Source organism: Solibacillus sp. FSL W8-0474, assembly GCF_038004065.1.
In the GTDB taxonomy this organism is placed as follows: domain Bacteria; phylum Bacillota; class Bacilli; order Bacillales_A; family Planococcaceae; genus Solibacillus; species Solibacillus faecavium.
Window position 1 is genome coordinate 2,197,028 of sequence record NZ_JBBOQJ010000001.1, and the last position, 23,666, is coordinate 2,220,693.

The 23,666-nt window shown below is 35.3% G+C and carries 32 protein-coding genes; 18 read left to right on the forward strand and 14 right to left on the reverse strand.

From position 1 onward, the window contains the following. Positions 1-29: 29 nt before the first annotated feature. Together NYE67_RS10870 and NYE67_RS10875 are read right to left on the reverse strand one after the other, a co-directional pair. A complete protein-coding gene (locus NYE67_RS10870) occupies positions 30-422 on the reverse strand; it encodes a hypothetical protein (protein WP_340730063.1) in 393 nt (130 codons plus the stop codon). Beyond that, positions 422-589, reverse strand: a complete 168-nt coding sequence (locus NYE67_RS10875) for a hypothetical protein (RefSeq protein ID WP_340730064.1) — start codon at positions 587-589, stop codon at positions 422-424. The genes NYE67_RS10870 and NYE67_RS10875 overlap by 1 nt, the downstream gene beginning before the upstream one ends. 538 nt (positions 590-1,127) lie before the next feature. Here NYE67_RS10875 and NYE67_RS10880 point away from each other — a divergent pair. From NYE67_RS10880 to NYE67_RS10930, 11 genes are all read left to right on the forward strand, one after another. Next, positions 1,128-2,456: a hypothetical protein gene (locus tag NYE67_RS10880; RefSeq protein WP_340730065.1), complete on the forward strand. Its 1,329-nt coding sequence runs from the start codon at positions 1,128-1,130 to the stop codon at positions 2,454-2,456. Between the two features lie 37 nt (positions 2,457-2,493). Continuing rightward, the gene (locus NYE67_RS10885; RefSeq protein ID WP_340730066.1) at positions 2,494-2,760 is read left to right on the forward strand and encodes a hypothetical protein; all 267 of its coding nucleotides are present in this window, start codon (positions 2,494-2,496) and stop codon (positions 2,758-2,760) included. Further along, positions 2,757-3,296, forward strand: a complete 540-nt coding sequence (locus NYE67_RS10890; RefSeq protein WP_340730067.1) for a DUF6241 domain-containing protein — start codon at positions 2,757-2,759, stop codon at positions 3,294-3,296. Before NYE67_RS10885 ends, NYE67_RS10890 begins: the two co-directional genes overlap by 4 nt. Beyond that, positions 3,277-3,471 carry a hypothetical protein gene (locus tag NYE67_RS10895; protein WP_340730068.1) on the forward strand — a complete coding sequence of 65 codons (195 nt, stop codon included), beginning with the start codon at positions 3,277-3,279 and terminating at the stop codon, positions 3,469-3,471. Before NYE67_RS10890 ends, NYE67_RS10895 begins: the two co-directional genes overlap by 20 nt. Positions 3,472-3,688: 217 nt before the next feature. Next, positions 3,689-4,204, forward strand: coding sequence for a hypothetical protein (locus NYE67_RS10900; protein ID WP_340730069.1), 516 nt, complete (start codon positions 3,689-3,691; stop codon positions 4,202-4,204). Positions 4,205-4,206: 2 nt separating this feature from the next. Next, entirely contained in the window at positions 4,207-4,527 is a 321-nt protein-coding gene (locus NYE67_RS10905; protein WP_340730070.1) for a hypothetical protein, read from the forward strand. Positions 4,528-4,588: 61 nt separating this feature from the next. Next, positions 4,589-4,870 carry a hypothetical protein gene (locus NYE67_RS10910; RefSeq protein ID WP_340730071.1) on the forward strand — a complete coding sequence of 94 codons (282 nt, stop codon included), beginning with the start codon at positions 4,589-4,591 and terminating at the stop codon, positions 4,868-4,870. A gap of 52 nt (positions 4,871-4,922) precedes the next feature. Continuing rightward, positions 4,923-5,336 (forward strand): hypothetical protein, encoded by a 414-nt coding sequence (locus NYE67_RS10915; RefSeq protein WP_340730072.1) that lies wholly within the window; start codon positions 4,923-4,925, stop codon positions 5,334-5,336. A gap of 116 nt (positions 5,337-5,452) precedes the next feature. Further along, positions 5,453-5,914 (forward strand): hypothetical protein, encoded by a 462-nt coding sequence (locus NYE67_RS10920; RefSeq protein WP_340730073.1) that lies wholly within the window; start codon positions 5,453-5,455, stop codon positions 5,912-5,914. 20 nt (positions 5,915-5,934) lie between these two features. Then, positions 5,935-6,225, forward strand: coding sequence for a hypothetical protein (locus NYE67_RS10925; RefSeq protein ID WP_340730074.1), 291 nt, complete (start codon positions 5,935-5,937; stop codon positions 6,223-6,225). A 121-nt stretch (positions 6,226-6,346) separates the two neighbouring features. Continuing rightward, entirely contained in the window at positions 6,347-6,904 is a 558-nt protein-coding gene (locus NYE67_RS10930) for a hypothetical protein (protein WP_340730075.1), read from the forward strand. 56 nt (positions 6,905-6,960) lie between these two features. Here NYE67_RS10930 and NYE67_RS10935 read toward each other — a convergent pair whose 3' ends face one another. After that, positions 6,961-7,551: a sigma-70 family RNA polymerase sigma factor gene (locus tag NYE67_RS10935; RefSeq protein WP_340730076.1), complete on the reverse strand. Its 591-nt coding sequence runs from the start codon at positions 7,549-7,551 to the stop codon at positions 6,961-6,963. Positions 7,552-7,730: 179 nt separating this feature from the next. After that, positions 7,731-8,411: a hypothetical protein gene (locus NYE67_RS10940; RefSeq protein ID WP_340730077.1), complete on the reverse strand. Its 681-nt coding sequence runs from the start codon at positions 8,409-8,411 to the stop codon at positions 7,731-7,733. Between the two features lie 210 nt (positions 8,412-8,621). On the opposite strand from NYE67_RS10940, the gene NYE67_RS10945 reads away from it, so the two are divergent. Together NYE67_RS10945 and NYE67_RS10950 are read left to right on the forward strand one after the other, a co-directional pair. Continuing rightward, on the forward strand, positions 8,622-9,215 hold the full coding sequence (locus tag NYE67_RS10945) for a hypothetical protein (RefSeq protein WP_340730078.1): 594 nt from the start codon (positions 8,622-8,624) through the stop codon (positions 9,213-9,215). A 172-nt stretch (positions 9,216-9,387) separates the two neighbouring features. After that, positions 9,388-9,846 (forward strand): hypothetical protein, encoded by a 459-nt coding sequence (locus NYE67_RS10950; protein ID WP_340730079.1) that lies wholly within the window; start codon positions 9,388-9,390, stop codon positions 9,844-9,846. 593 nt (positions 9,847-10,439) lie between these two features. Here NYE67_RS10950 and NYE67_RS10955 read toward each other — a convergent pair. Then, positions 10,440-10,652, reverse strand: coding sequence for a bacteriocin immunity protein (locus NYE67_RS10955; protein ID WP_340730080.1), 213 nt, complete (start codon positions 10,650-10,652; stop codon positions 10,440-10,442). Between the two features lie 132 nt (positions 10,653-10,784). Continuing rightward, positions 10,785-11,123, reverse strand: coding sequence for a hypothetical protein (locus tag NYE67_RS10960; RefSeq protein WP_340730081.1), 339 nt, complete (start codon positions 11,121-11,123; stop codon positions 10,785-10,787). 496 nt (positions 11,124-11,619) lie between these two features. Here NYE67_RS10960 and NYE67_RS10965 point away from each other — a divergent pair, with 496 nt between their 5' ends. Further along, a complete protein-coding gene (locus tag NYE67_RS10965) occupies positions 11,620-12,648 on the forward strand; it encodes a PTS transporter subunit IIC (protein ID WP_340730082.1) in 1,029 nt (342 codons plus the stop codon). A gap of 222 nt (positions 12,649-12,870) precedes the next feature. Here the strand turns inward: NYE67_RS10965 and NYE67_RS10970 are convergent, their stop codons facing one another. From NYE67_RS10970 to NYE67_RS10995, 6 genes are all read right to left on the reverse strand, one after another. Then, positions 12,871-13,260: an OsmC family protein gene (locus NYE67_RS10970; RefSeq protein WP_340730083.1), complete on the reverse strand. Its 390-nt coding sequence runs from the start codon at positions 13,258-13,260 to the stop codon at positions 12,871-12,873. After that, positions 13,248-14,246, reverse strand: a complete 999-nt coding sequence (locus NYE67_RS10975) for an ABC transporter ATP-binding protein (protein WP_340730084.1) — start codon at positions 14,244-14,246, stop codon at positions 13,248-13,250. Before NYE67_RS10975 ends, NYE67_RS10970 begins: the two co-directional genes overlap by 13 nt. Continuing rightward, a complete protein-coding gene (locus NYE67_RS10980) occupies positions 14,246-15,232 on the reverse strand; it encodes an ABC transporter ATP-binding protein (RefSeq protein WP_340730085.1) in 987 nt (328 codons plus the stop codon). Before NYE67_RS10980 ends, NYE67_RS10975 begins: the two co-directional genes overlap by 1 nt. Further along, positions 15,232-16,170, reverse strand: a complete 939-nt coding sequence (locus tag NYE67_RS10985) for an ABC transporter permease (RefSeq protein WP_340730086.1) — start codon at positions 16,168-16,170, stop codon at positions 15,232-15,234. Before NYE67_RS10985 ends, NYE67_RS10980 begins: the two co-directional genes overlap by 1 nt. Positions 16,171-16,182: 12 nt before the next feature. Then, positions 16,183-17,133: an ABC transporter permease gene (locus tag NYE67_RS10990; RefSeq protein ID WP_340728162.1), complete on the reverse strand. Its 951-nt coding sequence runs from the start codon at positions 17,131-17,133 to the stop codon at positions 16,183-16,185. A gap of 80 nt (positions 17,134-17,213) precedes the next feature. After that, on the reverse strand, positions 17,214-18,797 hold the full coding sequence (locus NYE67_RS10995) for an ABC transporter substrate-binding protein (RefSeq protein ID WP_340730087.1): 1,584 nt from the start codon (positions 18,795-18,797) through the stop codon (positions 17,214-17,216). 323 nt (positions 18,798-19,120) lie between these two features. On the opposite strand from NYE67_RS10995, the gene NYE67_RS11000 reads away from it, so the two are divergent. Further along, positions 19,121-19,243: a hypothetical protein gene (locus NYE67_RS11000; RefSeq protein ID WP_340730088.1), complete on the forward strand. Its 123-nt coding sequence runs from the start codon at positions 19,121-19,123 to the stop codon at positions 19,241-19,243. Then, complete coding sequence (locus tag NYE67_RS11005; RefSeq protein WP_340730089.1) at positions 19,240-19,782, forward strand: DUF6241 domain-containing protein; 543 nt, start codon at positions 19,240-19,242, stop codon at positions 19,780-19,782. Before NYE67_RS11000 ends, NYE67_RS11005 begins: the two co-directional genes overlap by 4 nt. 192 nt (positions 19,783-19,974) lie before the next feature. Here the strand turns inward: NYE67_RS11005 and NYE67_RS11010 are convergent, their stop codons facing one another. Then, positions 19,975-20,334, reverse strand: a complete 360-nt coding sequence (locus NYE67_RS11010; RefSeq protein ID WP_340730090.1) for a hypothetical protein — start codon at positions 20,332-20,334, stop codon at positions 19,975-19,977. Between the two features lie 407 nt (positions 20,335-20,741). On the opposite strand from NYE67_RS11010, the gene NYE67_RS11015 reads away from it, so the two are divergent. Together NYE67_RS11015 and NYE67_RS11020 are read left to right on the forward strand one after the other, a co-directional pair. Next, positions 20,742-21,164, forward strand: a complete 423-nt coding sequence (locus tag NYE67_RS11015) for a hypothetical protein (protein ID WP_340730091.1) — start codon at positions 20,742-20,744, stop codon at positions 21,162-21,164. A gap of 64 nt (positions 21,165-21,228) precedes the next feature. Then, positions 21,229-21,468 carry a hypothetical protein gene (locus NYE67_RS11020; protein WP_340730092.1) on the forward strand — a complete coding sequence of 80 codons (240 nt, stop codon included), beginning with the start codon at positions 21,229-21,231 and terminating at the stop codon, positions 21,466-21,468. Positions 21,469-21,725: 257 nt separating this feature from the next. On the opposite strand, the gene NYE67_RS11025 is transcribed toward NYE67_RS11020, so the two are convergent. After that, complete coding sequence (locus NYE67_RS11025; RefSeq protein ID WP_340730093.1) at positions 21,726-23,375, reverse strand: catalase; 1,650 nt, start codon at positions 23,373-23,375, stop codon at positions 21,726-21,728. Positions 23,376-23,666 lie beyond the last annotated feature (291 nt).

Consider the following 23,666-nt stretch of genomic DNA (forward strand, 5'->3'; position numbering starts at 1 on the left):
CATGATATTATTCGAAATCCTTTCTTCTTTTAATTTTGATTATTAATATTCAATTTCTTCAGGAGCTGATTACGTTTCCGTTCCGCATGTTCATATATAATTGTTCCAGATAGCAGTTCATCATGACAAACAGATACGATACAGCCATCTGGTAGCGTAATTACAGCTAATTTAATTCCGTCTTTATATACACCTTCTGGCGGTTTGATATGCTGTTGATAATCAGCAATTAATTGTTCAAGAGCTTCATCGTCAGTAAGACTGCGGTTATATTTTGCATAAAATACAATGCCATTATCGTCTTTCATATAAGCTCGTATATGAAAATACCAATTGGTGTTTTTATGTGGTATTTGTAGTTCGTAATCCAGACCACATGCTTTACCTCGAATATATTTGTACTTTAAACTAAATCTGCTCATTAGTAGTTCGATTTATTGCCAGATAATTCTTCAGCAATGATTTTCTTTATTTTCATCTTTAAATATGGATATAGCTCTAAACCATATTTGACTTTAGCAATGTGTCGCAATTGGTCTTGCTCAGCTGCATCTCCACGAAAGTTATACTGTTTTTGTTTGTCTTTCATAGTTCATTCTCCTTTAAGTAAGTATTGATAAGATTTGTATAAAAGATATATACGTTGCTTACAGAAAAGCCAGCTTATCTTATCAAAATAAATAAAATAACTTCCCAAAGGAAATTCATTACAAAAGCAAGCGCAGTCTGCTTTTGAATTTTCAAGCGGAGCGAAGCGGAGAACTGAAAATTGTAACGAGCTCAATATAAATTACTTTTATAAATTACTTTATTAATGCACTAGCACAGCCGTAGCTGTGCAGACCTATTTCTCCTCGCAGGCTCAGAGAAATGCACTAGACTCACATACGTTCGCTAGAGTGCTACGCAGGTTTTTTGCCTTTCGGCGATTGATTTAGTACTTCCACATTTTTATATATTCTTATTAAGAGCAACCTCGTTCTAACATTGTTCCTATGCAGTTTCTCGTCTAGTTCTTCCACACTTTTTGTGCCAGAACTATCATTTTACCAATCTCATGGTCTTTTCCTTACATCTTGCTTATTCACAATATAATTACTTATATAAAAGCATCTGGGAGGTAAATCATGAAAACAAAATCATTTTGCTTAGATTCAACTATCAATGTAGTAGATGCCATGTGTGGCGCTGGAAAAACCTCATGGGCAATACAGAAAATAAATGATGAAAAAATAGGATTTGGAACTGAAGAAAAACTCGGTAAAAAATACATATATGTTACTCCATATTTAAACGAAGTGGAACGAGTACGAAGTGCCACAGGAGCAGAGTTCTTAGAACCTGAAGCAATGAAAGGTAAAGGTTCAAAATTAAATCATCTTAAAGCATTGATAACATTAGAAAAATCAATTGTAACAACTCATGCTTTATTCAAAAAATTAGATTTGGAAACATTGAACTTGATTGAAGAATCTGGTTACACATTGATTATGGATGAAGTTGCAAATGTCCTTGAACAGTATCACATCACTAAAAGCGACATTGACTTATTAATTACCAAAGGAACAATTGCCATTGGTGAAAAAGGTAAAATTCAGTGGTTAGACGATAGCTACGATGGAGAATTTTCTGATATGAAAGTTTTGGCTCAGAGCGACAACTTAATATTACAAAATGGTACGGCAGTATTTTGGACAATGAACACTCGAGCGTTTGAAGCCTTTGAAGAAGTTTATATCCTTACTTATTTGTTTGATGGTCAAACACAATTCTACTATTATCAAATGAACGATATTAATTTTGATAAATACAGCGTAACTAATGTAAATGGCCGTTTTGAATTGATTGATTATGATTCAAATATTGAACCACGAAAAGAAACTTATAATAAGTTGAATGTTCATGAAGATAAGTCAAATGGCAACGGAAGGTCAAGTACATTAAATTCAAATTATGATAGCCGAGAAAAGTTAACGCCACAGCAAAGAAAGTCGTTGCTTTCGTCAACTTGGTTTAAAAATGCGTCAGATGATGAATTGAAACAAATTAGCAATAATTTGAATAATTACTTCAGAAAGATTCACCCTACCGACAATGACAAATTATTTTGGTCAACATTATTAATTGCAGCACCAGATTTAAAAAATGCAAAATGTAAGTTTCATAAAAAAGGTGACCGCACTAAGGACAATTTTGTTTCATTAAATACTCGAGCAACGAATTACTACGCTGATAGAACCTCGATGGCATATGTATATAATCGTTTTATCAATCCCATTGAAAGTAATTTTTTTAAAGAATATGGCATTACTGTTAATGAAGATTTATTGGCATTATCCGATTTAATTCAATTCATCTTTAGAGGTTGTATTCGTAATGATGAACCAATGAATTGCTATATCCCTTCTGAACGTATGCGACAGCTGCTAAAAGATTGGTCTGAATATAAAATTTAACTCCTTACTTTGTAAGGGGTTTTTATTTTGGCATCTTGTGCAGCTGTTTCAATTCGTCTTACAATTAGAATTGGAAGTTATTACTAAAATTGGAGTGATTACAATGGAGTTTTTTCAAAGCAGAATGGGACAACAGTTTTACACAAAAGATGTGCCACGAATAGCAAACGCATTGGATACGTTAGCTCACGAGTTAAAACGGAGTAATGATATTAATGAAGGCAAACATTTAAAACGTATTGCTGACGAACTGGTTAACGTAGAGCCTGCAATGGCACGGTTAATAATGGAGTACATTAAATGAAAAAAACATTAATCACATTAGCAATCATTGTTGGTATCATTGCATTAGCAGTTGGATTCTCATATTTAAATGATTATTTGAATCAGCCAACGGAGCAAGAAATTGAAGATGCACGAAAGCAAATTGAGAAAGAGTTCACTACCCCTGAGAATGATTTGCCTGAAGATGAAAGAGTTATGCAAGCATGGTCTGAAGAAATGACAGAACCAGCCATGCAACAATTGATACACAATTTATCGCATCAAAAAATAAAATCTTCCCACAAGTGGGGAGCATTACAAATCACTCAGGAACGTGTTGACCGTTTGCTTGAGATTGCAACAAACAATAAAGATATATATACTCATGCAATTGTTTATATGGATATTTTAAGCTCATGGTCTGAAGGCGATTTTTCACAGGCTGTAGAGGAACATAACGAAATCTGGACGATGCAATCGGGCAATGTTGGTAAAGCTTATGATTTAATGAGCTCAGTAGAAGAAATGGAATACATTGAACTGCATTTTAAGAAAAATGATGAAGATACTCAATGAGCGTGTACAGACGGTGGCACTTGGATTTGGGGTATTAATTATCGTCATATTTATGGCTGTAGGATTTTTAGTTGCTTGGGATAAGGCAACATATGACGAGGAAGAAGAGCGAATAGCAGAAGTTGTTAAGGTACTTAAAGAAATTCGTGTTAAATCGTTGAATAATGAGCGCTGACTCCCCTGCTTCGCTGGGGATTGGCGCCACATCAAGCGTACTTAACTGGTATGCTTTTTTATTTGTCCAATTTTGCGTTCCTTCATTAAATAGTCCAAAACAAAATAATAAATATTAAAAATAAGTTAATAAAAATTAATACTTTCCCTTACATATTTCAGGCTCTCAATATAATGTCTGTGTAATCAAAAAACACAACTATTTGGAGGAATTATTTATGAAAGAAGCAAACACAGCTAAATCAATTGAAAGCATTACAAAAAATCTTAAATTAAATTTTGAAAAAACAAACACGATGTTTAACCGAATTATCGTGGAAGCTCAATCTGCATTTAATTCATATACAATGGTTGATTTTTATATCAACAAAGACAACGAATTAACGGTCGCTGTGTCTGGTATTAAATTTGTTGATGAAAATGAAGAGCGTATCATGTATGAAGCTGGAGCGGTATTCACTATAAAAGCCAACCCCTATTCCGAGCAATACATTTTGGACACTGAATTATACATTGAAGATAACGGTGTTCGTTTACCAAAACATTATCGTAAACGAGCCGACACAATCGTAACTCGAATGAAAGGTATTGTTGAAGAGTGGAACTACTTATACGACCAACGAATTGAATACTATGAGGAATGCGATAAAGAACGTAAAGAATCTTATGAACGTGAAAAGCAGCGCATTATTAAGCAATATCTCGCTGAACAAAACAAAACGGAGGAATTTTAACAATGAAAACACAAAAACAATGGCTTACAGAAGCGCTACACTCAATGGAAAAACATTTATTAAACGGAAATGACCACATGGCTCCATTAAATCCGTATTATCATTTTGAATACACTGATGAGCAACGAGATGAAGCTGATTTCCATACGCATATGGTATGTGCATATGCTGGGGCTTATCGAACATACTCAAATGACGACCAACTATTCCACGATTACGAATTATTAGTTGAAGTGTTAAAAGAAGAAAAACTTGAACACATTGCTTTTGGTCTTTCATGCTATTTACATGAAGCAAGCGGTTATTTAGAAGAAATGTTTTAAAACAAACCCTTAGAGCTACTTAATCAGTAGCTCTATCACCTATAAAAAGGAGCTAATATTTATGAAAATAATCGAGCAAACACCTTTCACCCTGTCGCCATTGGAAGAAAGAATCTTAAACAATCCGATAATTACTTCTAAAGCTAACAGAAAAACATACATCATTTTGAAACATATGTACGAAGAAAATATTCATTGTGCTCTAATCGGAAAAGAGTTGAATGTTGAAGAATTTATTATCAGCATCAATAAAATTTTAAATACGTTTGACTTAGAGCTAATTAATTCAGTGCAGACTTTTTACAATTACAAAAAGAAATTAGTAGAGTTTATTTTGATTTAAGAAATTTACTGCAACGAACAAAAAGCAATATCAAAAAATGGAGGAATTTATAGTGAAAAATAACTTGATTCAATTAAAAGTAATTCAAGAAGCAAAAACTAAACAAGAACGTATCAATCAACTGGGTGAAATATTAAAAGACTTATTTTTAAACAACTATGGGTACACACCCTACAATTTAGAATTTCTGCCAGAGAAAATCGAAATTGATGGAATTGAAATTAGTTTGTGTGGCAATGGTCATGAAGATTGTCCGAGATATAATTATAATTTGATGTATTGTGGCGAAATTGAAGAAGAAAACATAGCTATTTATATCGAATATTACCGAGCTACAGTTTTTCAGAAACTTGTTATTCAAAACATTTATGTAGAAGATAATGAGCCTCAGCCATATGAATACAATACTCCACCAGAGTTCATAGTTGAAACAATGGCACAGCTGCTAACAGAAGAATTATTATAATCCTTTTACCACAAGCTTTATTCGAGCTTGTGGTCTCTTTATATATATAAATTTGTCTATTACTGGTAGGATAATTCATTGCTAATGTCGAATTATGTATTTGTAGGAGGTGAATTATGAGCGACAAATACCCAAAACTAAATATAACTGAGGAAGCTTTTGCTAATTTAGACATACCCAAATTTGTAGAAAGTAGAAATAACTTAAATACAGCTCTTAAAAATACTAATACACAAATTAATGAAATTTACACTCAACTAATAGAAACGAATCGTGCCAAACATCAAAGAGAAGTAGAAAGTCATGAAGCGCTAATTCAAATCGCTGAAAATACCAAAGGCATAAAAGAATTGGTTTCTCTAGTTCGTGATGGTAATGAGATAAACAAACAAACTTTTGAATTAATACAAAAATTACAAACGATAATGACTGCCGAAACTCCAGAAGAAGGCGAAACTATTATTCGTGAAGTATTAGATACAGCTAATCAAGCAAATGAAGATTTTGAAACAATACAAACATTAATAGGTTATGGAAAGATGTTATTTAAATTAGTCTTTCCTGACATAGAAATATAAAATTATCGGAGGTAAAATTTATGAGTATATTAGGATTAGAAGTTACAATGTCATTGATTAATCATTTAGTAGATGCTGGGCATAAAGAAGAAATTTCAGTGATTGAAGAAAAAGTGGCTGACGGTACTTTATTCCCTTACTTGAGCGAAAAGTACAATGTAGTTAACCTAAACAATTTCCCAAGACAAGCCGAAGCTGAAAAATATCTGCAAAATTGGTTTAATACATACAGCGGTAGTGACTATCGTCGTAAATTTGCAGTAGAAAACAATGGGTTGAATCTACTTGTAGCAGCATTAATTTTCTCTTAATACGTCACTTGGTCGCACTGCTTAATCGTAGTGCGATTTTTATTTTGTCCTCGATTATTCCTACTGTTTCAATGTAAAATGAAATTATTGGTAAAAACTGAATGTTTGGGGAGTGTTATTGATGATATTTGTTTTAGAAAACAAAGACAGCCTTTCGATAGTTGATTGGGCTCAAATTGCTAGTGCGATTGGAACTGTATTAGCTGCTATTTTTGCTTTGATTACTACATTACAAAACAGAAAAGCTAATAAATTATTAAATGACGAGCGACATTTAATGGTTAAGCCGTCTTTTAGAATAAATTCCACATTTGAAAAAGGAGATGCCAAACAAGTAGATTTAGGAGTTATAAACCTGGGTTTTAATAGAGTAATGAATAACATTGAAGGTACTTGGGAAGGCAACGCTGGGGTTAAAATATCAGTAATAGAAGTAATTGACGAAAGAACAAAAGATAATAAACTAACAGTTATTATTGATTATTCAGCTTGTAATATCGAAAGCGATATAACTGGAAGTCTTTCGCTAAGTTATGCAAATGTTTATGGCAAATTATATATGGAATCTGTTGAAGTTGAAATTAAACGTACTTATTATGAACATTACGAAGGATATTATTTCGATTTAAAAGAAGGACTGGTTGGTCAAGCTTTCATAGATAATAGCTCAAAAAAATAATAATGCAAATACTATTACTAAACCCACTAGATTCACGCTAGTGGGTTCCTTTTTGTTTATGCGGATAAATCATAAGCAAAGTTGTTTTCGATTAACAGTCGTTGCAGTTTCGTTTTTAATTTTCCTACACGTTGATTTGCAGCTTGGCGACTGATTCCAAGCTTTTCAGAAAGCTTTGTTGAACTAAACTCTTTAGGGTATAAAAGACAGTTTAATTCTAGTTGTTCACGCTCGTTTAAATTGTTCATTATAACTTTCATCATCTCTGTGGCAACCATTTTTTCATTTATGTAATCTTCCTGAGCAATTATGTTTTCTACAGTTGAACTTTCTTCATCGAATAGCGTAGCGTTCATGCTCAGTACCTTTCGAGTTGTACGTTTTTCAGCGGTTAATATTTGAGCCCTGTTCCCTGTTACGCTTTTCAATTGATAAGTTAAATGTGTAGAGAAAGCGTATTTTCCATTGTATGATTGATACGCTTTCCATGTTGCTATTTGCAATTCCTGTTCAATTTCTTCTTTATCATCATATACGAACTTGTTAATGAAGATGCTTGCTACCCTGTTAATCATTGGTGTGAATTGTTTTAACACCTCTTCGAAAGTCATTACTTTTACATCATTCGATAATATTATTTTTTTCATGTCTAATTTCCCCGTAATCTGTTTATATTTGTATTTTCATGTCACTTTACTAACATATCACAGGTTCTATTTTTTCTAAAGACAGAATCCGAACAATTATCTATTAACATAAGTTAATTGTTCGTTTTTTAAGATGTTGATTTAAAAAGAAAAATCGCAACTCAATGATGGGTTACGATTTAATTAATATTTGGTTGTTTTATATTTGTTTTTGTTCCATTTTTTCTTTCAACAATTTTTTTCATTCTATTACTAAGCCTACGTTCCATTACTCTTGTCGTTATAAAGAAAACTAAAATATTAATAACTGCAATGAATAAATACGTATCATTTTTATTTAGGTTCATTATATTTTCTACTGTAATCTCGCCCATTTTCTCTTTAAAAACACCAAGGAAAACCAGCATCGTCAAACCAACAGTTGTATAATACGAAAATAGCGTCCTTCGTAATGCAAATAATTCAAAAGGTCTTTCCACTTTATCTTTTTGTTTTCCATTTTCAATTTCTATTTTCAATTCATTAAGCTGATTAGAAATTTGTTGTTTTTTATCATGGGGTATGAAGTTAGATTCATAGATATTACGCATTAAATCATCATAAGTATCTGTAACAGTATAAACATCATAAACCGAAACAGAATACTTTTTAGCAATTGATTTAATCAATGACTCAATGACTCCTTTATTAGGCAACTTCCCTTCAGCTGTAGACATAATTAATAAATTTATTATTTCAGAATTTGCCTTAGCAATATTCAAACTATAATCTTTATTACCCAATAATTTTAGCAATAAACCAAAAATGATGCTCGCAACTAAACTCCCAACTATGCCAATAAACCATGGATTATCAATCATAATTTTCTCCTCTCAGCTGATATAACTACTAACATTATTCCAAATAAAGGGGAACTTGGATTAAATGAGCAACAAAAAATACTCACAATAGTTGCATATTTTAGTAGACAGTAGTTTTATACTCTGCTATAGTGATTATCAATTACTAATAGGAACCATGAAGTTCCACCAATTGCATAATAAATAAAACTTTAAAAGGTGGAATTTATTATGATTAATCGTATTATTTTTGAAGGACAAGTATTTTACAAATTAGCTGACCTAGCAGAGTTATTTGGTGTGTCAGTTTATAAAATGAAAAAAGCTACTAAAACACAGGACATACAAACCCGTTTAAAAGGTTTCGGTCGTGTGTTATTTGTGTTGGAAGAAAACGTATGTAAAATCGAGCTCAACAACGAAATTAAAACTCTTGAAACTAAATTTACAGCGAATCCAGTGAAAAGCACAAAGGCTGTTAAACCAGTTGTTAAAAAAACCGAACGTAAAAAAACCAAGGCCAAAGTTGTAAAGAAAGGCGAAGTGGTTGAAAAAGTTGAATCGTCACCAAAGCAGGAACTTTCAAAGGAAACTGAGCTACGTTTAGAAAAGTACCAACAACTATATGAAAAAGGCACTACTCTTGCCACAAAATTAGCTAAGGTTAATGAATTGAAACTAGCACATGAAATTTGTGAGCAACATCTAGGCAAAGGTAAATTATTTAAACAAACAGGTCTTGGAGATGTGCAAAAAATGGAGCTGGTAGTTGCAGACTTTCAAGCAGCGTTAGACGCAATTTATGAATCATCACCGCAATTCTAGCGTCAAAGCTTACGTTTTAGCGTGTGTTCCTTAGGAGATTGATTAGTATATTAAGTAAACAATTAAAATGTGACTGAGTGCACCAGCCACGTTTCTAATGTTTGCTCCCCTACTCCTTACAACCATTTTTAATTACCTACAATAGTGATATATATTATTGGAGGAATTGAAGATGAATAAAAAGGAACATCCATTACATAGACGTTGGAAAGGTATTATGGACAGGTGCTACAGCAAAAAACATTCACGCTACAGATATTACGGTGCTAAAGGAATTACGGTTTGTGATAGATGGCACGATTTTTGGTCGTTTATTGAAGATGTGGATAATCATTTAGAAAATGGTTATTTGCTTTATGAAAGTCCTGATTGGCAATTAGACAAAGACAAAAATGGTGGCAATGAATATTCACTCGAAAATTGTGTAGTGATTTCTGCTGAAGAAAATAAAAAAATAGCCTATGAAAAACAACAACGAAAAGTATTAGCCTTTTCTGAGACAAAACAAATTGAATTTAAATCGGTAACTGAAGCGAGCGAAATTTTAAATATTAAGCGCACCACACTTACCGATTATTTAAAAAAAGGTAAACAACATTCATGCGGCTATCGTTTTAAATATTGTAGTTAAAAACTCTTGTTGGGTGTACGTCTAAATGCGATAATATCAACATAGAAGTAATGAAAGTGTTGATATATCAATGTTTGACCTAGATTGTTACATAGGTAAACCTCGACAAGGTGGGGGTCGCTGGTTCGAGACCAGTCGGGACCATCATGCTGAAATCCCTTATTTATAAGGGTTTCAGCTTTTTTTATGCCATAAATAACTCCCGAAAATAAAGCATTTTTATTGTTGCGTGACGGATATGTGACGTAAGAGAACCATTTTCAGCAAACTCCTTGACCGTTTCTTCAGCGTGACTTTGCACTCTACTTGTGAGAAATCAATGAAGTCCGTAATATCAGCAAAAGCGATTTTCTTGTACATAAGAAGAACGTCTAATGCATCCATTTCTGCTTCTGATAATTATTGTGCCTACAAATCAGTATGTAGTCGGTTGTCCAGACCTAACTATATTGTACGATTGGAGTTTTTTTATTGTCCATAGCTAAAAGCTTTCCGGAATCCCCTCTACAGTAGAGGGGTTTCAAACCTACAAAAAAGAACCCTTGAAGGCATATAGCCATTCAAGGTTCTCCTGATACATGTTCTAAATATAATTATTTTTTTTCTTCATACGCTAAGGCAATCTCCACTACTTCTTCTGGTGATAAATCCTCTTCATTCCAAAAAATTAAGTCACTAGGGGCTGGATGAGGAACATTGTCTTCTAAAATTTCTATATATCCGCTTACTTCTTCATCAGACAGCTTAGGATTACATATTTTATTTACTAGTCCAACTAATTCATCTTTAGATAACTTTTTTCTCATTTTTTCCACCTTCTCTACTTCCATTTTTCCCCAAAATGATAAGCAGGGCCTAAAATATTTTGGTGCATTTCTTAAGTCTTTACCTATATCCTTAGTAACTATTTATTATCTCTTAAAAATATTCACATTATATTATGAATACCACTCATCGTCAGAAAATTTCTCGCCATCTTCAGTAGGCTTTATATTGTATATGTCTATGAACCTTTTTATTTCTGACCTTAACAACACTAAATCCTCACTCTCAATTACAAAGCCCCTATGGTTATTCCAACTCATATCAACCTCTAAATTTATATCCAACTCCCTACACCAATCAATAAAATCATACATAATCATGGTAAAACAAACGTTAAATTTATGAACTGAAACCCAAATACCTATTCTTCCATCTTCAAGATCTTGTTGTCGTAATTTTAAATCTCCATCTAAGAACCATTTAGTATGTTGTTTTTGCTTCTCTTCAAGCATTAATTCGTCTCCTCCTATTCTTTGTATAAACCTATAAGCACATTCATTGGTTAGCCTTGTTCTTAAGCTACCATAAATCACTTCTTCCCGCGACCAATAATTTCCAAAAATTGTAATGATTCACCAAATACTTTAGCTAACTCATTTTCAACTGATGTCCCTATTTGTGATTAGGCCTTGATTTATATATATAGTATAAGAGTACCGATTTATCCTTAACATTATAAATTTACGCTTGCTAACCAAAAAACTAAATCCCAAGATGTCACAAGATCTTTGGTTTTACTTCGCTCATTATTATACAAAAATAATATTGACTACTTTTTTAAATTATATTAATATTATAACAATTTACTAGATGGAAGGATTTAAACAAAGTAGTTAATCAAGAAAACAAAGCTTATTGCTACTCGTAAGTTACCTATCCATTGATAGGTTTATTATTTTCGGAAAATTTACAAAATAATTAATGTTATATTTTAGGAGGTATTTGATATTGAAACAAACAACAAAACAATACATTATTGATCGGATGTATAAGGGATCTCAAGGGCTTGCTAACGCCGTTCTTGTCACATTAGGTATTGGCCTTTTGATTGAAACGTTCGGAACATTTACTGGTTGGGAAGGCTTTACAACTATCGGCAAGGCAGCACAACTTATGCTTGCACCTGCAATTGGTGCTGGTATCGCTTATCAACTAGGTGGAAATACATTAGTTATTTTCAGCGCGATGGCATCTAGTACGATCGGTGCAAATGCCCTTCATATGAATGCGGATGGAGCTTGGATACTTACTACAGGGCAACCGATAAGTGCCGTGTTAGCTACCATTATTGCAGTTTGGGTTGGAAAACGTATTGCCGGTAAAACTAAGTTAGATATGCTTGCTATTCCATTTTCATCTATACTTATCGGAGGTGTCGCAGGTGTAGGTTTAGCAGCAGTTACTACCCCACTTTTGGAGCAGTTAAGTAGATTTATCGCAAACTCTGTTTCAGGATCTCCTGTGATGGGGTCCATAGTTATCGCATTAGTCTGGAGTATTTTCCTGATGTCTCCAGCCTCTTCTGCAGCAATTGCCATTGCCTTACAACTTGATCCAGTTTCAAGTGCTGCTGCGCTGATTGGATGTACAGCTCAGTTTGCCGGATTTACGGCGATGTCTTATAAACAGAACGATTTAGGAGCCAATATTGCTCAATCATTTTTAACACCAAAAGTACAAGTGCCAAATCTCGTTAAAAACCCCTTTCTTGCTATAGGGCCATTTCTATCTTCTGTTATTTGTGCGCCAATCGCGATATTTATGTTTAACTTTGAAGTTCCTTATACATTAGCTGGACTTGGTCTAAACTCATTTATTGCACCTTTAAATATTCTTGCTAACCAAGGTGTGATGGTTCTATTGATGTATATTGTATTAGGTGTCATTTTACCAGCGGTTATTTCTGTTACTGTTTATCATTTACTAAAAGCAAGAGGACTAGCTAAGACGGGTGATTTACGTATGGAAATTCAATAGTTTTTAGATTTTTGACCAGGTCTTTATCATCTTCTTCACGCGGAATACTTTCAAACAAAATTGACCACACGTTATTCGTCACAAACTTAAGTAAATACACAATACGAGAGGTGTAATCCTCGTGAAAAGCAGAGATGGCGTTGTCTAAAGACAACGCCATCTCTGTTGGAGGACGAAATTTTTACTTATTGTCCCAACATCATTACCATATAATATTTTTAACTATCTCTCTACAATTTCTACCGCTACATCGCTAACAAGCGTGTTACTAATCGTACAGCCTCGCTCTATTATTTTTAAGAGCTTAGCTTTATATGCCGTTTCAAAAGTAGAGGGGAATGTAACCTGTACTTCAAATTTCGCAAAGTGATTTTCTACGCCTTCTGCTTTTGAAGCAACTACGTCTATTTCTACTTCGTTTAAATCCGCTTCAACCGAATCACGCTCTAGAACTTTTTGTAATGTAATCGACAAGCATAGAGCCACTGCACCTTCTAATAATTCCTTCGGTGAAAGACCTCCAGCTAGATTTGGTCCCATGTTTCCACTTAGTTGGACCCCTGCTTCATTTGAAATTTCATTTTTATTTTGTGCCCAGTTTAATTTGACCATTGTTTTGTCTCCTCTGCATAATGGCACGCAACTTTATGCTGCGATCCTTCTATTCCTATCTCTCGTAAAGCCGGTACTTCATTTTTACAACGCTCTGTAGCAAATGGACAGCGTGTATGGAAAACACAGCCCGGTGGTGGATTTATTGGTGATGGAATCTCACCTTTTAAAATAACACGTTCACGCTTTTGCTTGCCAGGGACAGCTGAAAATAATGCTTGCGTATACGGATGAAGGGTATTAGTAAACAGTTTCTCTGTTGGCGCCTCTTCAACAATTGTTCCCAAATACATAATACCAATACGATCCGAAATGTAACGAACAACGCTAATATCATGTGTAATAAAGAGCATCGATAAATCCATATCTTGCTGTAATTGCTTTAAAATATTTAAAATTTGTGATTGAATCGAAACATCTAGCGCAGAAACCGGCTCATCACAAATCATTACTTTTGGATTAACAATTAATGCGCGCGCAATACTAAGGCGTTGTCGTTGTCCACCAGAAAATTCGTGCGGAAAACGATAAAAGTGCTCATTTTGTAAGCCTACCATTTCTAACATTGAAAACACTTTTTCAATTCGTTCTTCTTTCGAACCAATACCATGAATAATTAGTGGCTCTTCTAAAATCCGACCAATGCGCTGACGTGGATTTAATGAAGAAAATGGATCTTGGAAAACAACCTGTAAATCTCTACGGAATTTACGCAACTCTGCTTTCGATAGCTTCGTTAAATCTTGCTCGTTATATATAACCTCTCCAGCTGTTGCCTCCGTTAACCCTAAAATCGTACGGCCCGTCGTACTTTTACCAGAGCCAGACTCCCCTACTAAGCCATAAGTTTCACCTTCGTACATCGAAATCGAAACATCTTTTACAGCATGTACTGTTTGCTTGACTCCACCTAACTTTCCAAAAGGTCCGTAAAGAGGAAATTGCTTTTGCAATTGTTTTACTTGTAAAATCGGCTGCTTTGTCATTATACCCAGCCTCCCTTTTGCTCATCATACAACCAGCATTGTACTCGCTGATCTGCTTCCATTTCGATTACTGGCGGCATTTCTACACGACATAAATCAGTTGCAAGCGGGCAACGTGTCGCAAAGCCGCAACCAGCAGGAATATTAGACAAAGGTGGTACGGTCCCTTTTATTACCTGAAGTGGTGCATGGCGATCTCCGTCGAGCTCGGGCTTTGAATGTAATAAGCCTTGCGTATACGGATGAAGCGGATTTTTAAATAAATGATCGGTTGTTGCTTCCTCAATAATTTGACCTAAATACATTACTTTTACCTTTTGACAAATTTCTGCAACTACTCCTAAATCATGCGTAATAAAGAGCACAGCCATTCCTAGCTCTTTATTTAATTTAACAATTAAATCTAAAATTTGCGCCTGAATCGTTACATCAAGAGCTGTCGTCGGCTCATCCGCAATTAAAAGCTTCGGCTTACACGCAAGTGCCATCGCAATCATTACACGCTGTTGCATTCCTCCTGATAGCTCATGTGGGTATTCATCAACGCGCTTTTCAGGTGAAGGAATGCCTATTATCCGAAGCAAATCGATAGCTCGGGTACGCGCTTCCTTTTTTGATAGCTTTTGATGAAGACGTAAAACCTCTACGATTTGTGCGCCTACTGTTTGTATAGGATTTAATGAAGACAACGGATCTTGGAAAATAATCGAAATATCATTACCACGAATTTTACTCATTTGTTTCAAGGGTAAATCAAGTAAATTTTGCTCTTCAAAATAAACCGCACCCTCATAATCAACCGGCTCCGTATGCTCTTGTAAGCGAATAATCGACTGTGACATCACACTTTTACCACAGCCAGACTCACCAACAATACCGATAATTTCTCCTTTTTCTACTGTAAAATTAACTCCGCGTACAGCAGATACTTGACCGCGCTCCGTTTGGAAATGCGTCTGTAAATTTTCTACTTTTAATAATGCCATTACGCATTTCCTCCCTTTATTGGTTTATTTGCCTTACGTTTTCTTGAAGGTAATCCTTTTAGACGAGGGTCCAAAAAATCACGTAAGCCATCGCCCAATAAATTTAGCGAAAGTACTGCTAACACAATAAATGCTCCAGGCACTAATACCATCCACCAAGCTTTAAAAATAACAAGCTTGCCGGCCTGTAATATATTGCCCCAACTTGGTTCTGGAGCTGGAATACCTGCGCCTAAGAAACTAAGTGCTGCCTCAGAAATAATCGCCTCTGCAAAAACAAATGTCGCTTGCACTAACAATGGTGACAATGTATTCGGCATAATATGTAACCAAATAATACGTGTATTACTTGCACCTTGCGCATGCATCGCTTCTATATATGTTTGTTCCTTTACCACTAATGCCGCCGCCCGAACAACGCGTGCAATATTAGGCGTAAATACTACGACTAATGCGATAATTACATTTGTCGCAGATGCACCTAATGCTGCCATTAACGTTATCGCTAGTAATATACCTGGAATTGCAATTAATCCATCACAAATACGCATTAAAACATGGTCTAACCATTTATAATAGCTCGCATATAATCCCATAACTAAACCAAACATTGACGATAAAAATGCAACGGTTACACCGATTAATAGTGATACTCTTGCCCCATATACTATGCGGGTAAATAAATCTCGACCAAACTCATCTGTTCCAAACCAATGCGCAGCACTCGGCTCTAACAAACGACTTGTTACTTTCATTGCATACGGATCATTATTCATAAATAAAGGACCTAGTAATGCTAGTAAAGCTAATACAACAAATATAAAACTGCCCGCAAGCAAGCCTTTATTACCTTTTATTTTTCGCCAATTGAGTGCACGCTGTTCCTTTTTGAATTCCTTAGACAGCTGTTCAAGCTCATCCTTCGAATAGGTAGTCATTTTTTCACCTCTCTATTTACGATCCAAACGGACACGTGGATCCACAACGCCGTACAGTAAATCGATAACTAAGTTAATAAATACATACATAATTGTTACCATTAGCACGACACCTTGAATAACCGTATAATCGCGTCGCGTTACAGAATTAATAATTAATTGACCAAGCCCAGGAATATTAAAAATCGTCTCTACCACAACTGCACCCGTTACCAATGTGCCAAACGTTTGGCCAATAACCGTTAAAATCGGTAAAAACGCATTACGGAACGCATGTTTTAACAATACGCCCAACTCCAGCACACCTTTAGCGCGCGCTGTTTTAATATAGTTTAAATTTAATACATCTAGCATCGAAGAACGCGTCATACGAGTAATTAATGCTGCCTGAATCGTCCCAAGTGAAATCGCTGGTAAAATCAAGAATTTTATATGCTCCATTAAGCCATCTGATAGCGGTGCATAGCCAGCTATTGGTAGCCACTGTAGCTTCACACCGACGACAAGCATTAAAATAAGCGCTAATAAAAAGCTCGGGATGGCCATCCCTAACAATGAAATACTCATCAATGACGTATCTGTTAATGAGCCTCGCTTATAAGCAGCAAGTACACCAAATGGAATTGCTAATACAATCGCAATAAGTTGCGCTAAAATGGCGAGTGATAATGTTGGGCCGATATGTTCTTTAATTGCCTCAGTTACAGGCTGTCTCATAAAAATGGAGTTACCTAAGTCTCCTTTAAATACACCGCTAACCCAAGATATATACTGTTCATGAATCGGTCGGTTATAGCCAAGCTGCTCGTTAAGCTCTTCAATTTGCTCTGGTGTCGCTTCCATCCCTAAAATTGTTGCACCCGGATCCCCCGGCGTAATATGAATAATAATAAAAATTACGACAGATACAACAAACAGTACTGGGATTGTTGAAAGCAAGCGTTTAAAAATATAAGCTAGCATGTTTTTCCCTCACAATCGGTTTATCCTTTTACATTAAGAAAAAGGAGAGTAATTAACACCCTCCTTTTTTTATTTATACATTATTTTGGGATTTTAGCGTTCCAAACTACTGGTGCTTCAAATAACTCAAATCCTTCGATTTCTTTATTTACTGCGACTACACCATTATAGTGACCTAAAACAGTTGATGTTGCATGTTCGTACATAAAACCTTGAACTTTTTCCCACTCAGCTTTCGCTTCCTCTGGCGTCGCTGCAGAGCGAATAGCTTGTAAGCCTGCCGCTACTGTCTCATCGTGTAAGCCAGCCCAGTCAGGTGTTACAGCTAATAGTTGTGGTGGTGTAATTTGGTAACCTGTACTTGCTAAGAAAATATCCCATTTACTTGTATCACCCTTTGTTTCTAAGAACGTTGGGAAATCAAATGTATCTACGCGTACATTCATACCTAACTGACGTAATTGTTCTTGAATTACTAGAGTACCTGAGTACATTTCATTGTAATCTTTTGTTGTTAATAATACGATTTCTTCACCATTATAACCTGCTTCTTCTAAAAGATTTTTCGCTTTTTCAGCATCTGCTTGGTTATAAAACTCAGCACCTGCATCATTTGTCCATTGCACTTGTGCTTCATTTAAATAGCTTGGTGATAAAGAATAAAGTTCTGGTTTAGCGAATGCCGCTAACATAATTTCTTCGTTATTTAATGCCGCTAAAACTGCTTGGCGAATTTTTTCATCCTTCAATGAGCGTTCTGTCGTATTAAAGAATGCCGTTAAGGTTCCACCTGGGAATGTTAGCAGCTCTAATTTTTTGTCTGCTGCTAATTGATCATAGTTTTCGATTGGAATACTATCTGCTATATCATATTGACCCGTTTGAACCCCAGCAATACGCGTCGCATGGTCTGTTACAAAATGATACGTTAACGTTTCTGTTGGAGCAGTTATTTCACCAGTGAAGCCACTCGCATCTTCCGCACCCTCAACGGCTACATAATCATCAAAACGAGTTAATTGGATATTTTGATCTTGCTTCCACTCTTTAAATTGGTATGGACCTGTACCTACATATTCAGAGAAACCTTCTGCTGTTGCAGAATCGATAATTTCCTTCGGCATAATTGAAGGGAACTGTGCTTGAGAAGCCATTAAGACTAAAATATCAGAAGTTGCTGTTGGTACTGTTAATTGAACTGTATTTTGATCTACTTCTGTAAATTCAGCACCTTGTAATAATGATTTTGCACGAGAAGATGTTACTAACCAACGATTCATCGAAGCAACAACGTCAGAAGCTTCCATGACATCACCGTTATGGAATTTTACACCTTCACGTAATTTAATTGTATATGTTTTACCATCTTCACTTACTTCATAAGAAGAAGCCAATACTGGTTGTGGCTCATAGTTTGCATCTAATTGGAATAATTGTTGATAAATATTTCCTGCGATATCTAAAGCTACTGCCGATACAGTTTGTGCCGTATCAAGTGTTGGTGGCTGAGCTGTAATCGCGATATTTAATTCATCACGGTATTCTACTTGCTGTTGTTGCTCTGTAGCCGTCTTATCTTTTGAAGAATCATCTCCACCACAAGCTGCTAAAGTAAGTGCTAGTGCAGTTGCAGCTAAAGGAACTTGCCATTTACGAAATTTCATTGAATTGCCTCCTAAATACCTAGTTATGCTTTCTATTTTATACATCAATAATCTTACTTTCCAATTCCGACAATGTCAATAGGGATACATACAAAATTACTATTAACTCCAAATCCACAATTTTTATTTAGAAAAAACATTTATTACATTTATTTAAAGTATTCTATCTTAAACCCGAAATATAAAAAAGGGCTAACTTTTATGGTACGTTCGACGAATGGCTAGTTTAAGACCTGTCAATTGGGAGCAGTTTTCCTTTTAGTCTTGTAAGCTGTTTCAAATCATCTTACAATTACATTGGAAGTAAATTACCAAAGTAAGGAGTGTTTGAAATTACTGAAGACGAAAAACATGCAGTGATTAATGAATTTATTATAGATTTAGCGAGTGAAATTGAGGACGTAGAGCTAGCTGTAGCACGTGGGTTAATGGAGTATATTAAATGAAGAAAACACTAATCATTCTAGGGATTATTGTAGGGGTTCTAGCATTAGCAGTTGGAATTTATTATATAAATGATTATTTAAATCAGCCAACGGAACAAGAAATTGAGGATGCTCGGGAACAAATTGAAAAAGGCTTTCAAACCCCTGAGAAGGATATGCCAGAGGGCCAAAAGCTTGATTTAATCGAGTTTTTCCCAGATGGAATGTTAGAATTTCAATTGCAAGAAGTTATTCATGCTATGTCTCATCAAAAAGTAAAAGCAGACCAGAAATGGGGTGTTCATATGATTACGAAAGAGCGCATTGAACGTTTGCTTGAAATAGCGGAAATGAATAAAGAAAAATATGAGTGGGGTCAAATTTATGTAGACATATTGAGCAGATGGGTAGAGGGTGATTTTTCTAAAGCAGTTGAGGACCATAACGCCATTTGGGAGCTTCAAGGCGGAAACGTTGGGATAGCCTATGATCTGCTTTCTCCGGTTGAAGAAAAAGCTTACCTTGATTATTATTTTAAAAACAATGATGAAGATAATTAAGAATGATTTTGCAAACGGTGACAATTGGATTTGGAGTAATTATGAGCTGAAATAGCTTGATTTGGCAAAGCTGCGTTGATAAATCCCAGCTTAATTAGATTTTTCAATGCAGCTATTTTCATTTATTACACTAACTCCAACTTCAAAACCTCTTTACAATGCATTGTTACTTTAAAAGAAAATTCCTAAACTTTACTTTGTTACTATTTTTAAGTCTACACCAATAATTTTAGAAGCTTCGTAAATCACTCCTTCATCATAGCTTTTAATATCAAAATAACCATTATAGTCATTCCAGATTTCTGTTTGATTAGAATATTTTTTAAAACTATTTACTATTTCTTCGAATAAAAATTGAGCTTGTTTTTCTGTTAACGTTCTTTCAACCATAATTCTAAATTTAATATCTTTTTTCCCATCAAATGAAGTAGCTACTTTATCCACTTCAGATAGTTGTTTTAAAGATTCTTCTGTTTTTATCATTGTTTCTGAAATATCGATTTCAGCTTTTTCACTGCATCCACTAATTAAAAATAAAACTACTACGTTCAACAAAATTTTTATGATTTTCAGCTGTAGTCCCCCTTATTTATTTAAGTATATTATATTAAATGGGTTTATTTGTTTTTTTCCTTCTTTTGCTCCAAATTGATTATGTGGTATCGATCCAAATATCAACAAAAATCGCCTTCTTTTATCAAGATGTTATTCAATAAAATGGCCCTTTATCTAAAGGAGGGGAAATTCCTCTTTTTGAAAAGCGGAGGATTATTGCATTTTGGGGAGATTAGATTTAACTATTTACCATTTTATTACAAATTCATTCACTAATACAATTTCAAGAATGGAATTGAAGTATAATTATTGTTACCTAACATCGGTTTAGGAAGATTACAATGCAACTAACGGGGCAGTTTAGTTGAAGTACAAACTAATGATTCAATAAAGGGGGGTATTCATTGCATCCAACTGAACTAATTGAATTGATTATAGTCGGTGGAATTTTACTTGTTATTCTATTAGTTTCAATTATATTGAAAGGAAAATGGAGAAAAGTTATTCAGGGATTGGCTATTTTATTTTTAGTGTCTTTTGGTATTTTTTATTTTGTACGTCCCTATTGGATTGATATGCAAATTGAAAAAAAAGTAGGTTATCTACAGATATATTTGGAAGAACAGTATCCTGAAGAAACTTGGGAATATAGGACGGTGCCCCATCGTGAGGACGGCTATAAACACCTGAATCCATATTATATAGGCATAATATTTGAAAATGAGCCATTAGTAGAATATAAATATTTCGTCCGTAATAAAAGTGATATTACCCAACGTGGGTGGAATACATCTTATTTACATGACCTAAAACATTTAGAAGAGTAATTACTGTTTATTATGAAGTTTAATCTTCTCTTATTAATTTGATGATTAAGGGGGAGCTATTGCTATGGATGCGAAAAAAAACGGTGGTTCTATATTAAGCTCAATTGGTTGGATGTCTGTGGCGTTCTTATTTATTACTTTCTTGCCGCCATTATTTATGTTTTTCCCTATTTGTATAGGGATAGTATTACGACGTGATTATCAAGAGCAGAAACAAGAAGGATTAGCAATGATTATTTTAGGGGTTATTGGCGCACTTGTAGGTTTCCTTTTAGCAATGTACGTTAATTTAAAGATACTTTAATAGGAGGCTGTTACCAACAGGGGGTTCTCTATTTTTAGGGGTTACGCTTTATCATGAACATATTCCGTTGATAGTCTCCTCAAAAATTCACTCATCCTGAAGGTGGTAGATAACTATCTCTCCTTTATAAATACAGTCATGTTTCCACCAATAAGTGTAACTACACCGCCACTACAAATCGCAGTTAAGTTAAAAGACTTAAGCTTGGTTGAATACCAAACTTAAGTCTTTTAGTTTTAACTAATTGGATTTAATCATTAATACGGGTCTGCTTCATGACTTTTCTTCACTGCATCTTTTGTTGCTTCATTCGCAGCAGTCGTACCTTGTCCATATTTAGAAAATCCTGACTCTCGGCCTGGTAATTTACCTTCCTGAGCCATTTTTTCGATTTCTTTCATTTTCTTTTGAGTCTCTTCCTTAACACGGCGGCCATAATCTTCATCCGCCTGTGTAAAGTGATCGAACATCGCTTCCTGAATGCGCTTGTCACAGATTGCCAAAGCATCCGATAAGTTATTAATGAGCTCATCACGTTCCCAGTCTTCAAAGCTGCGGTATGTTTCACCTGCTTGACCATAGTTATTCGGGCGATCAATAGGCTCACTCATTAATGCCGCATTATAAGTCGGCTGATGTGGTGGATATGCTTTATCCCCTGCATCACGGTAGCCACCAATCATTGAAGGCTCATAATTAATATGTGGGTTTTCACCGGATTCTTTAGGATCACGCGTATCCATCTGACCACGCTGTTGATTTGTACGAACCGGTGCCTTTGGTGAGTTGACTGGCAATTTTAAGTAGTTTGAGCCTACACGGTAACGCTGTGTATCTGAGTAAGAGAACGTACGCCCTTGCAGCATTTTATCGTCTGAGAAATCCATACCGTCTACTAGAACACCAGTACCGAATGCAGCCTGCTCGATTTCTGCATGGAAATCTTCAGGGTTACGGTTAAGCACCATACGACCTACAGGCAACCAAGGGAACTTATCTTCCGGCCATAGTTTCGTGTCATCAAGTGGATCGAAATCCAGTTCCGGATGATAGTCGTCCTCCATAATTTGGACGAACAGTTCCCACTCTGGATACTCTCCACGTTCAATTGATTCATATAAGTCCTGTGTAGCATGTCCTACGTTTTTAGCCTGAATCGAGTTTGCCTCTTCTTGTGTCAAATTGCGGATACCCTGTTTTGGCTCCCAGTGATATTTCACAAGTACAGCTTTACCTTCTTCATTTACCCATTTATATGTGTTAACACCTGACCCCTGCATATGGCGGTATGTCGCTGGAATACCCCAAGGTGAAAATAGGAATGTAATCATATGCGTCGCTTCCGGTGTACGTGAAACAAAGTCAAACATACGCTGTGGATTCGGTACATTGGAAGCCGGATCTGCTTTAAAAGCATGAATCATATCAGGGAACTTCATCGCATCACGAATAAAGAAAATCTTTAAATTGTTACCTACAAGATCCCAGTTACCATCTTCCGTATACATTTTCACTGCAAAGCCGCGTGGATCTCGTGCAGTCTCCGGTGAATCCTTTGCACCTGCTACTGTAGAAAAACGCACCATAAGTGGCGTTTGTTTACCGGCACCAGAAAAGACTTTTGCGCGGGTATATTTTTCTACCGGCTCATCTCCAACCTTGCCGTAAGTTTCAAAATAACCGAAAGCACCTGAACCACGTGCATGTACTACACGTTCAGGAACCTCTTCACGGTCGAAATGTGAAATTTTTTCAATGAAATGATAATTTTCTAAAGTCGCTGGTCCACGGTTACCCACTGTGCGGATATTCTGGTTGTCCCTTACAGGGTGTCCTTGACGAGTAGTTAGAATCTCACGTTCCCCATCTTCTTTTTTTGCAACATGTTTGTCTTTGTTCTCTGCCACAATAAAACCTCCTCTAAAATACATTACTTATAAAAATATTAAACCTATCTTTATGCTTTATACCCGAATTTATTTGTTTATATTCAATTTCCCTCTTGATTTTTAATTTATGTCGGAGTATTTAGCTGGAAAAATTCGATAAGATGGGGGGCACAAGTTTGAGACTTTTTGTGACCATTATTTTAAGTCCTCAATCACGTGGGTATAGTTTTCGGGCATTTCCTTTTTGGAGGACTCCCTTACGTTTGGAGTCAAAATTTTATTAGTAACTTTCATTTTTTTATAAAATGA

Excerpts from the sequence above, each read along its gene's own strand:
- NYE67_RS10870 (WP_340730063.1), bottom strand. The coding sequence starts at position 422 with ATGAGCAGATTTAGTTTAAAGTACAAATATATTCGAGGTAAAGCATGT.
- NYE67_RS10875 (WP_340730064.1), bottom strand. The coding sequence starts at position 589 with ATGAAAGACAAACAAAAACAGTATAACTTTCGTGGAGATGCAGCTGAG.
- NYE67_RS10880 (WP_340730065.1), top strand. The coding sequence starts at position 1,128 with ATGAAAACAAAATCATTTTGCTTAGATTCAACTATCAATGTAGTAGAT.
- NYE67_RS10890 (WP_340730067.1), top strand. The coding sequence starts at position 2,757 with ATGAAAAAAACATTAATCACATTAGCAATCATTGTTGGTATCATTGCA.
- NYE67_RS10895 (WP_340730068.1), top strand. The coding sequence starts at position 3,277 with ATGATGAAGATACTCAATGAGCGTGTACAGACGGTGGCACTTGGATTT.
- NYE67_RS10900 (WP_340730069.1), top strand. The coding sequence starts at position 3,689 with ATGAAAGAAGCAAACACAGCTAAATCAATTGAAAGCATTACAAAAAAT.
- NYE67_RS10905 (WP_340730070.1), top strand. The coding sequence starts at position 4,207 with ATGAAAACACAAAAACAATGGCTTACAGAAGCGCTACACTCAATGGAA.
- NYE67_RS10910 (WP_340730071.1), top strand. The coding sequence starts at position 4,589 with ATGAAAATAATCGAGCAAACACCTTTCACCCTGTCGCCATTGGAAGAA.
- NYE67_RS10920 (WP_340730073.1), top strand. The coding sequence starts at position 5,453 with ATGAGCGACAAATACCCAAAACTAAATATAACTGAGGAAGCTTTTGCT.
- NYE67_RS10925 (WP_340730074.1), top strand. The coding sequence starts at position 5,935 with ATGAGTATATTAGGATTAGAAGTTACAATGTCATTGATTAATCATTTA.
- NYE67_RS10930 (WP_340730075.1), top strand. The coding sequence starts at position 6,347 with ATGATATTTGTTTTAGAAAACAAAGACAGCCTTTCGATAGTTGATTGG.
- NYE67_RS10935 (WP_340730076.1), bottom strand. The coding sequence starts at position 7,551 with ATGAAAAAAATAATATTATCGAATGATGTAAAAGTAATGACTTTCGAA.
- NYE67_RS10940 (WP_340730077.1), bottom strand. The coding sequence starts at position 8,411 with ATGATTGATAATCCATGGTTTATTGGCATAGTTGGGAGTTTAGTTGCG.
- NYE67_RS10945 (WP_340730078.1), top strand. The coding sequence starts at position 8,622 with ATGATTAATCGTATTATTTTTGAAGGACAAGTATTTTACAAATTAGCT.
- NYE67_RS10950 (WP_340730079.1), top strand. The coding sequence starts at position 9,388 with ATGAATAAAAAGGAACATCCATTACATAGACGTTGGAAAGGTATTATG.
- NYE67_RS10955 (WP_340730080.1), bottom strand. The coding sequence starts at position 10,652 with ATGAGAAAAAAGTTATCTAAAGATGAATTAGTTGGACTAGTAAATAAA.
- NYE67_RS10960 (WP_340730081.1), bottom strand. The coding sequence starts at position 11,123 with ATGCTTGAAGAGAAGCAAAAACAACATACTAAATGGTTCTTAGATGGA.
- NYE67_RS10970 (WP_340730083.1), bottom strand. The coding sequence starts at position 13,260 with ATGGTCAAATTAAACTGGGCACAAAATAAAAATGAAATTTCAAATGAA.
- NYE67_RS10975 (WP_340730084.1), bottom strand. The coding sequence starts at position 14,246 with ATGACAAAGCAGCCGATTTTACAAGTAAAACAATTGCAAAAGCAATTT.
- NYE67_RS10980 (WP_340730085.1), bottom strand. The coding sequence starts at position 15,232 with ATGGCATTATTAAAAGTAGAAAATTTACAGACGCATTTCCAAACGGAG.
- NYE67_RS10985 (WP_340730086.1), bottom strand. The coding sequence starts at position 16,170 with ATGACTACCTATTCGAAGGATGAGCTTGAACAGCTGTCTAAGGAATTC.
- NYE67_RS10990 (WP_340728162.1), bottom strand. The coding sequence starts at position 17,133 with ATGCTAGCTTATATTTTTAAACGCTTGCTTTCAACAATCCCAGTACTG.
- NYE67_RS10995 (WP_340730087.1), bottom strand. The coding sequence starts at position 18,797 with ATGAAATTTCGTAAATGGCAAGTTCCTTTAGCTGCAACTGCACTAGCA.
- NYE67_RS11005 (WP_340730089.1), top strand. The coding sequence starts at position 19,240 with ATGAAGAAAACACTAATCATTCTAGGGATTATTGTAGGGGTTCTAGCA.
- NYE67_RS11020 (WP_340730092.1), top strand. The coding sequence starts at position 21,229 with ATGGATGCGAAAAAAAACGGTGGTTCTATATTAAGCTCAATTGGTTGG.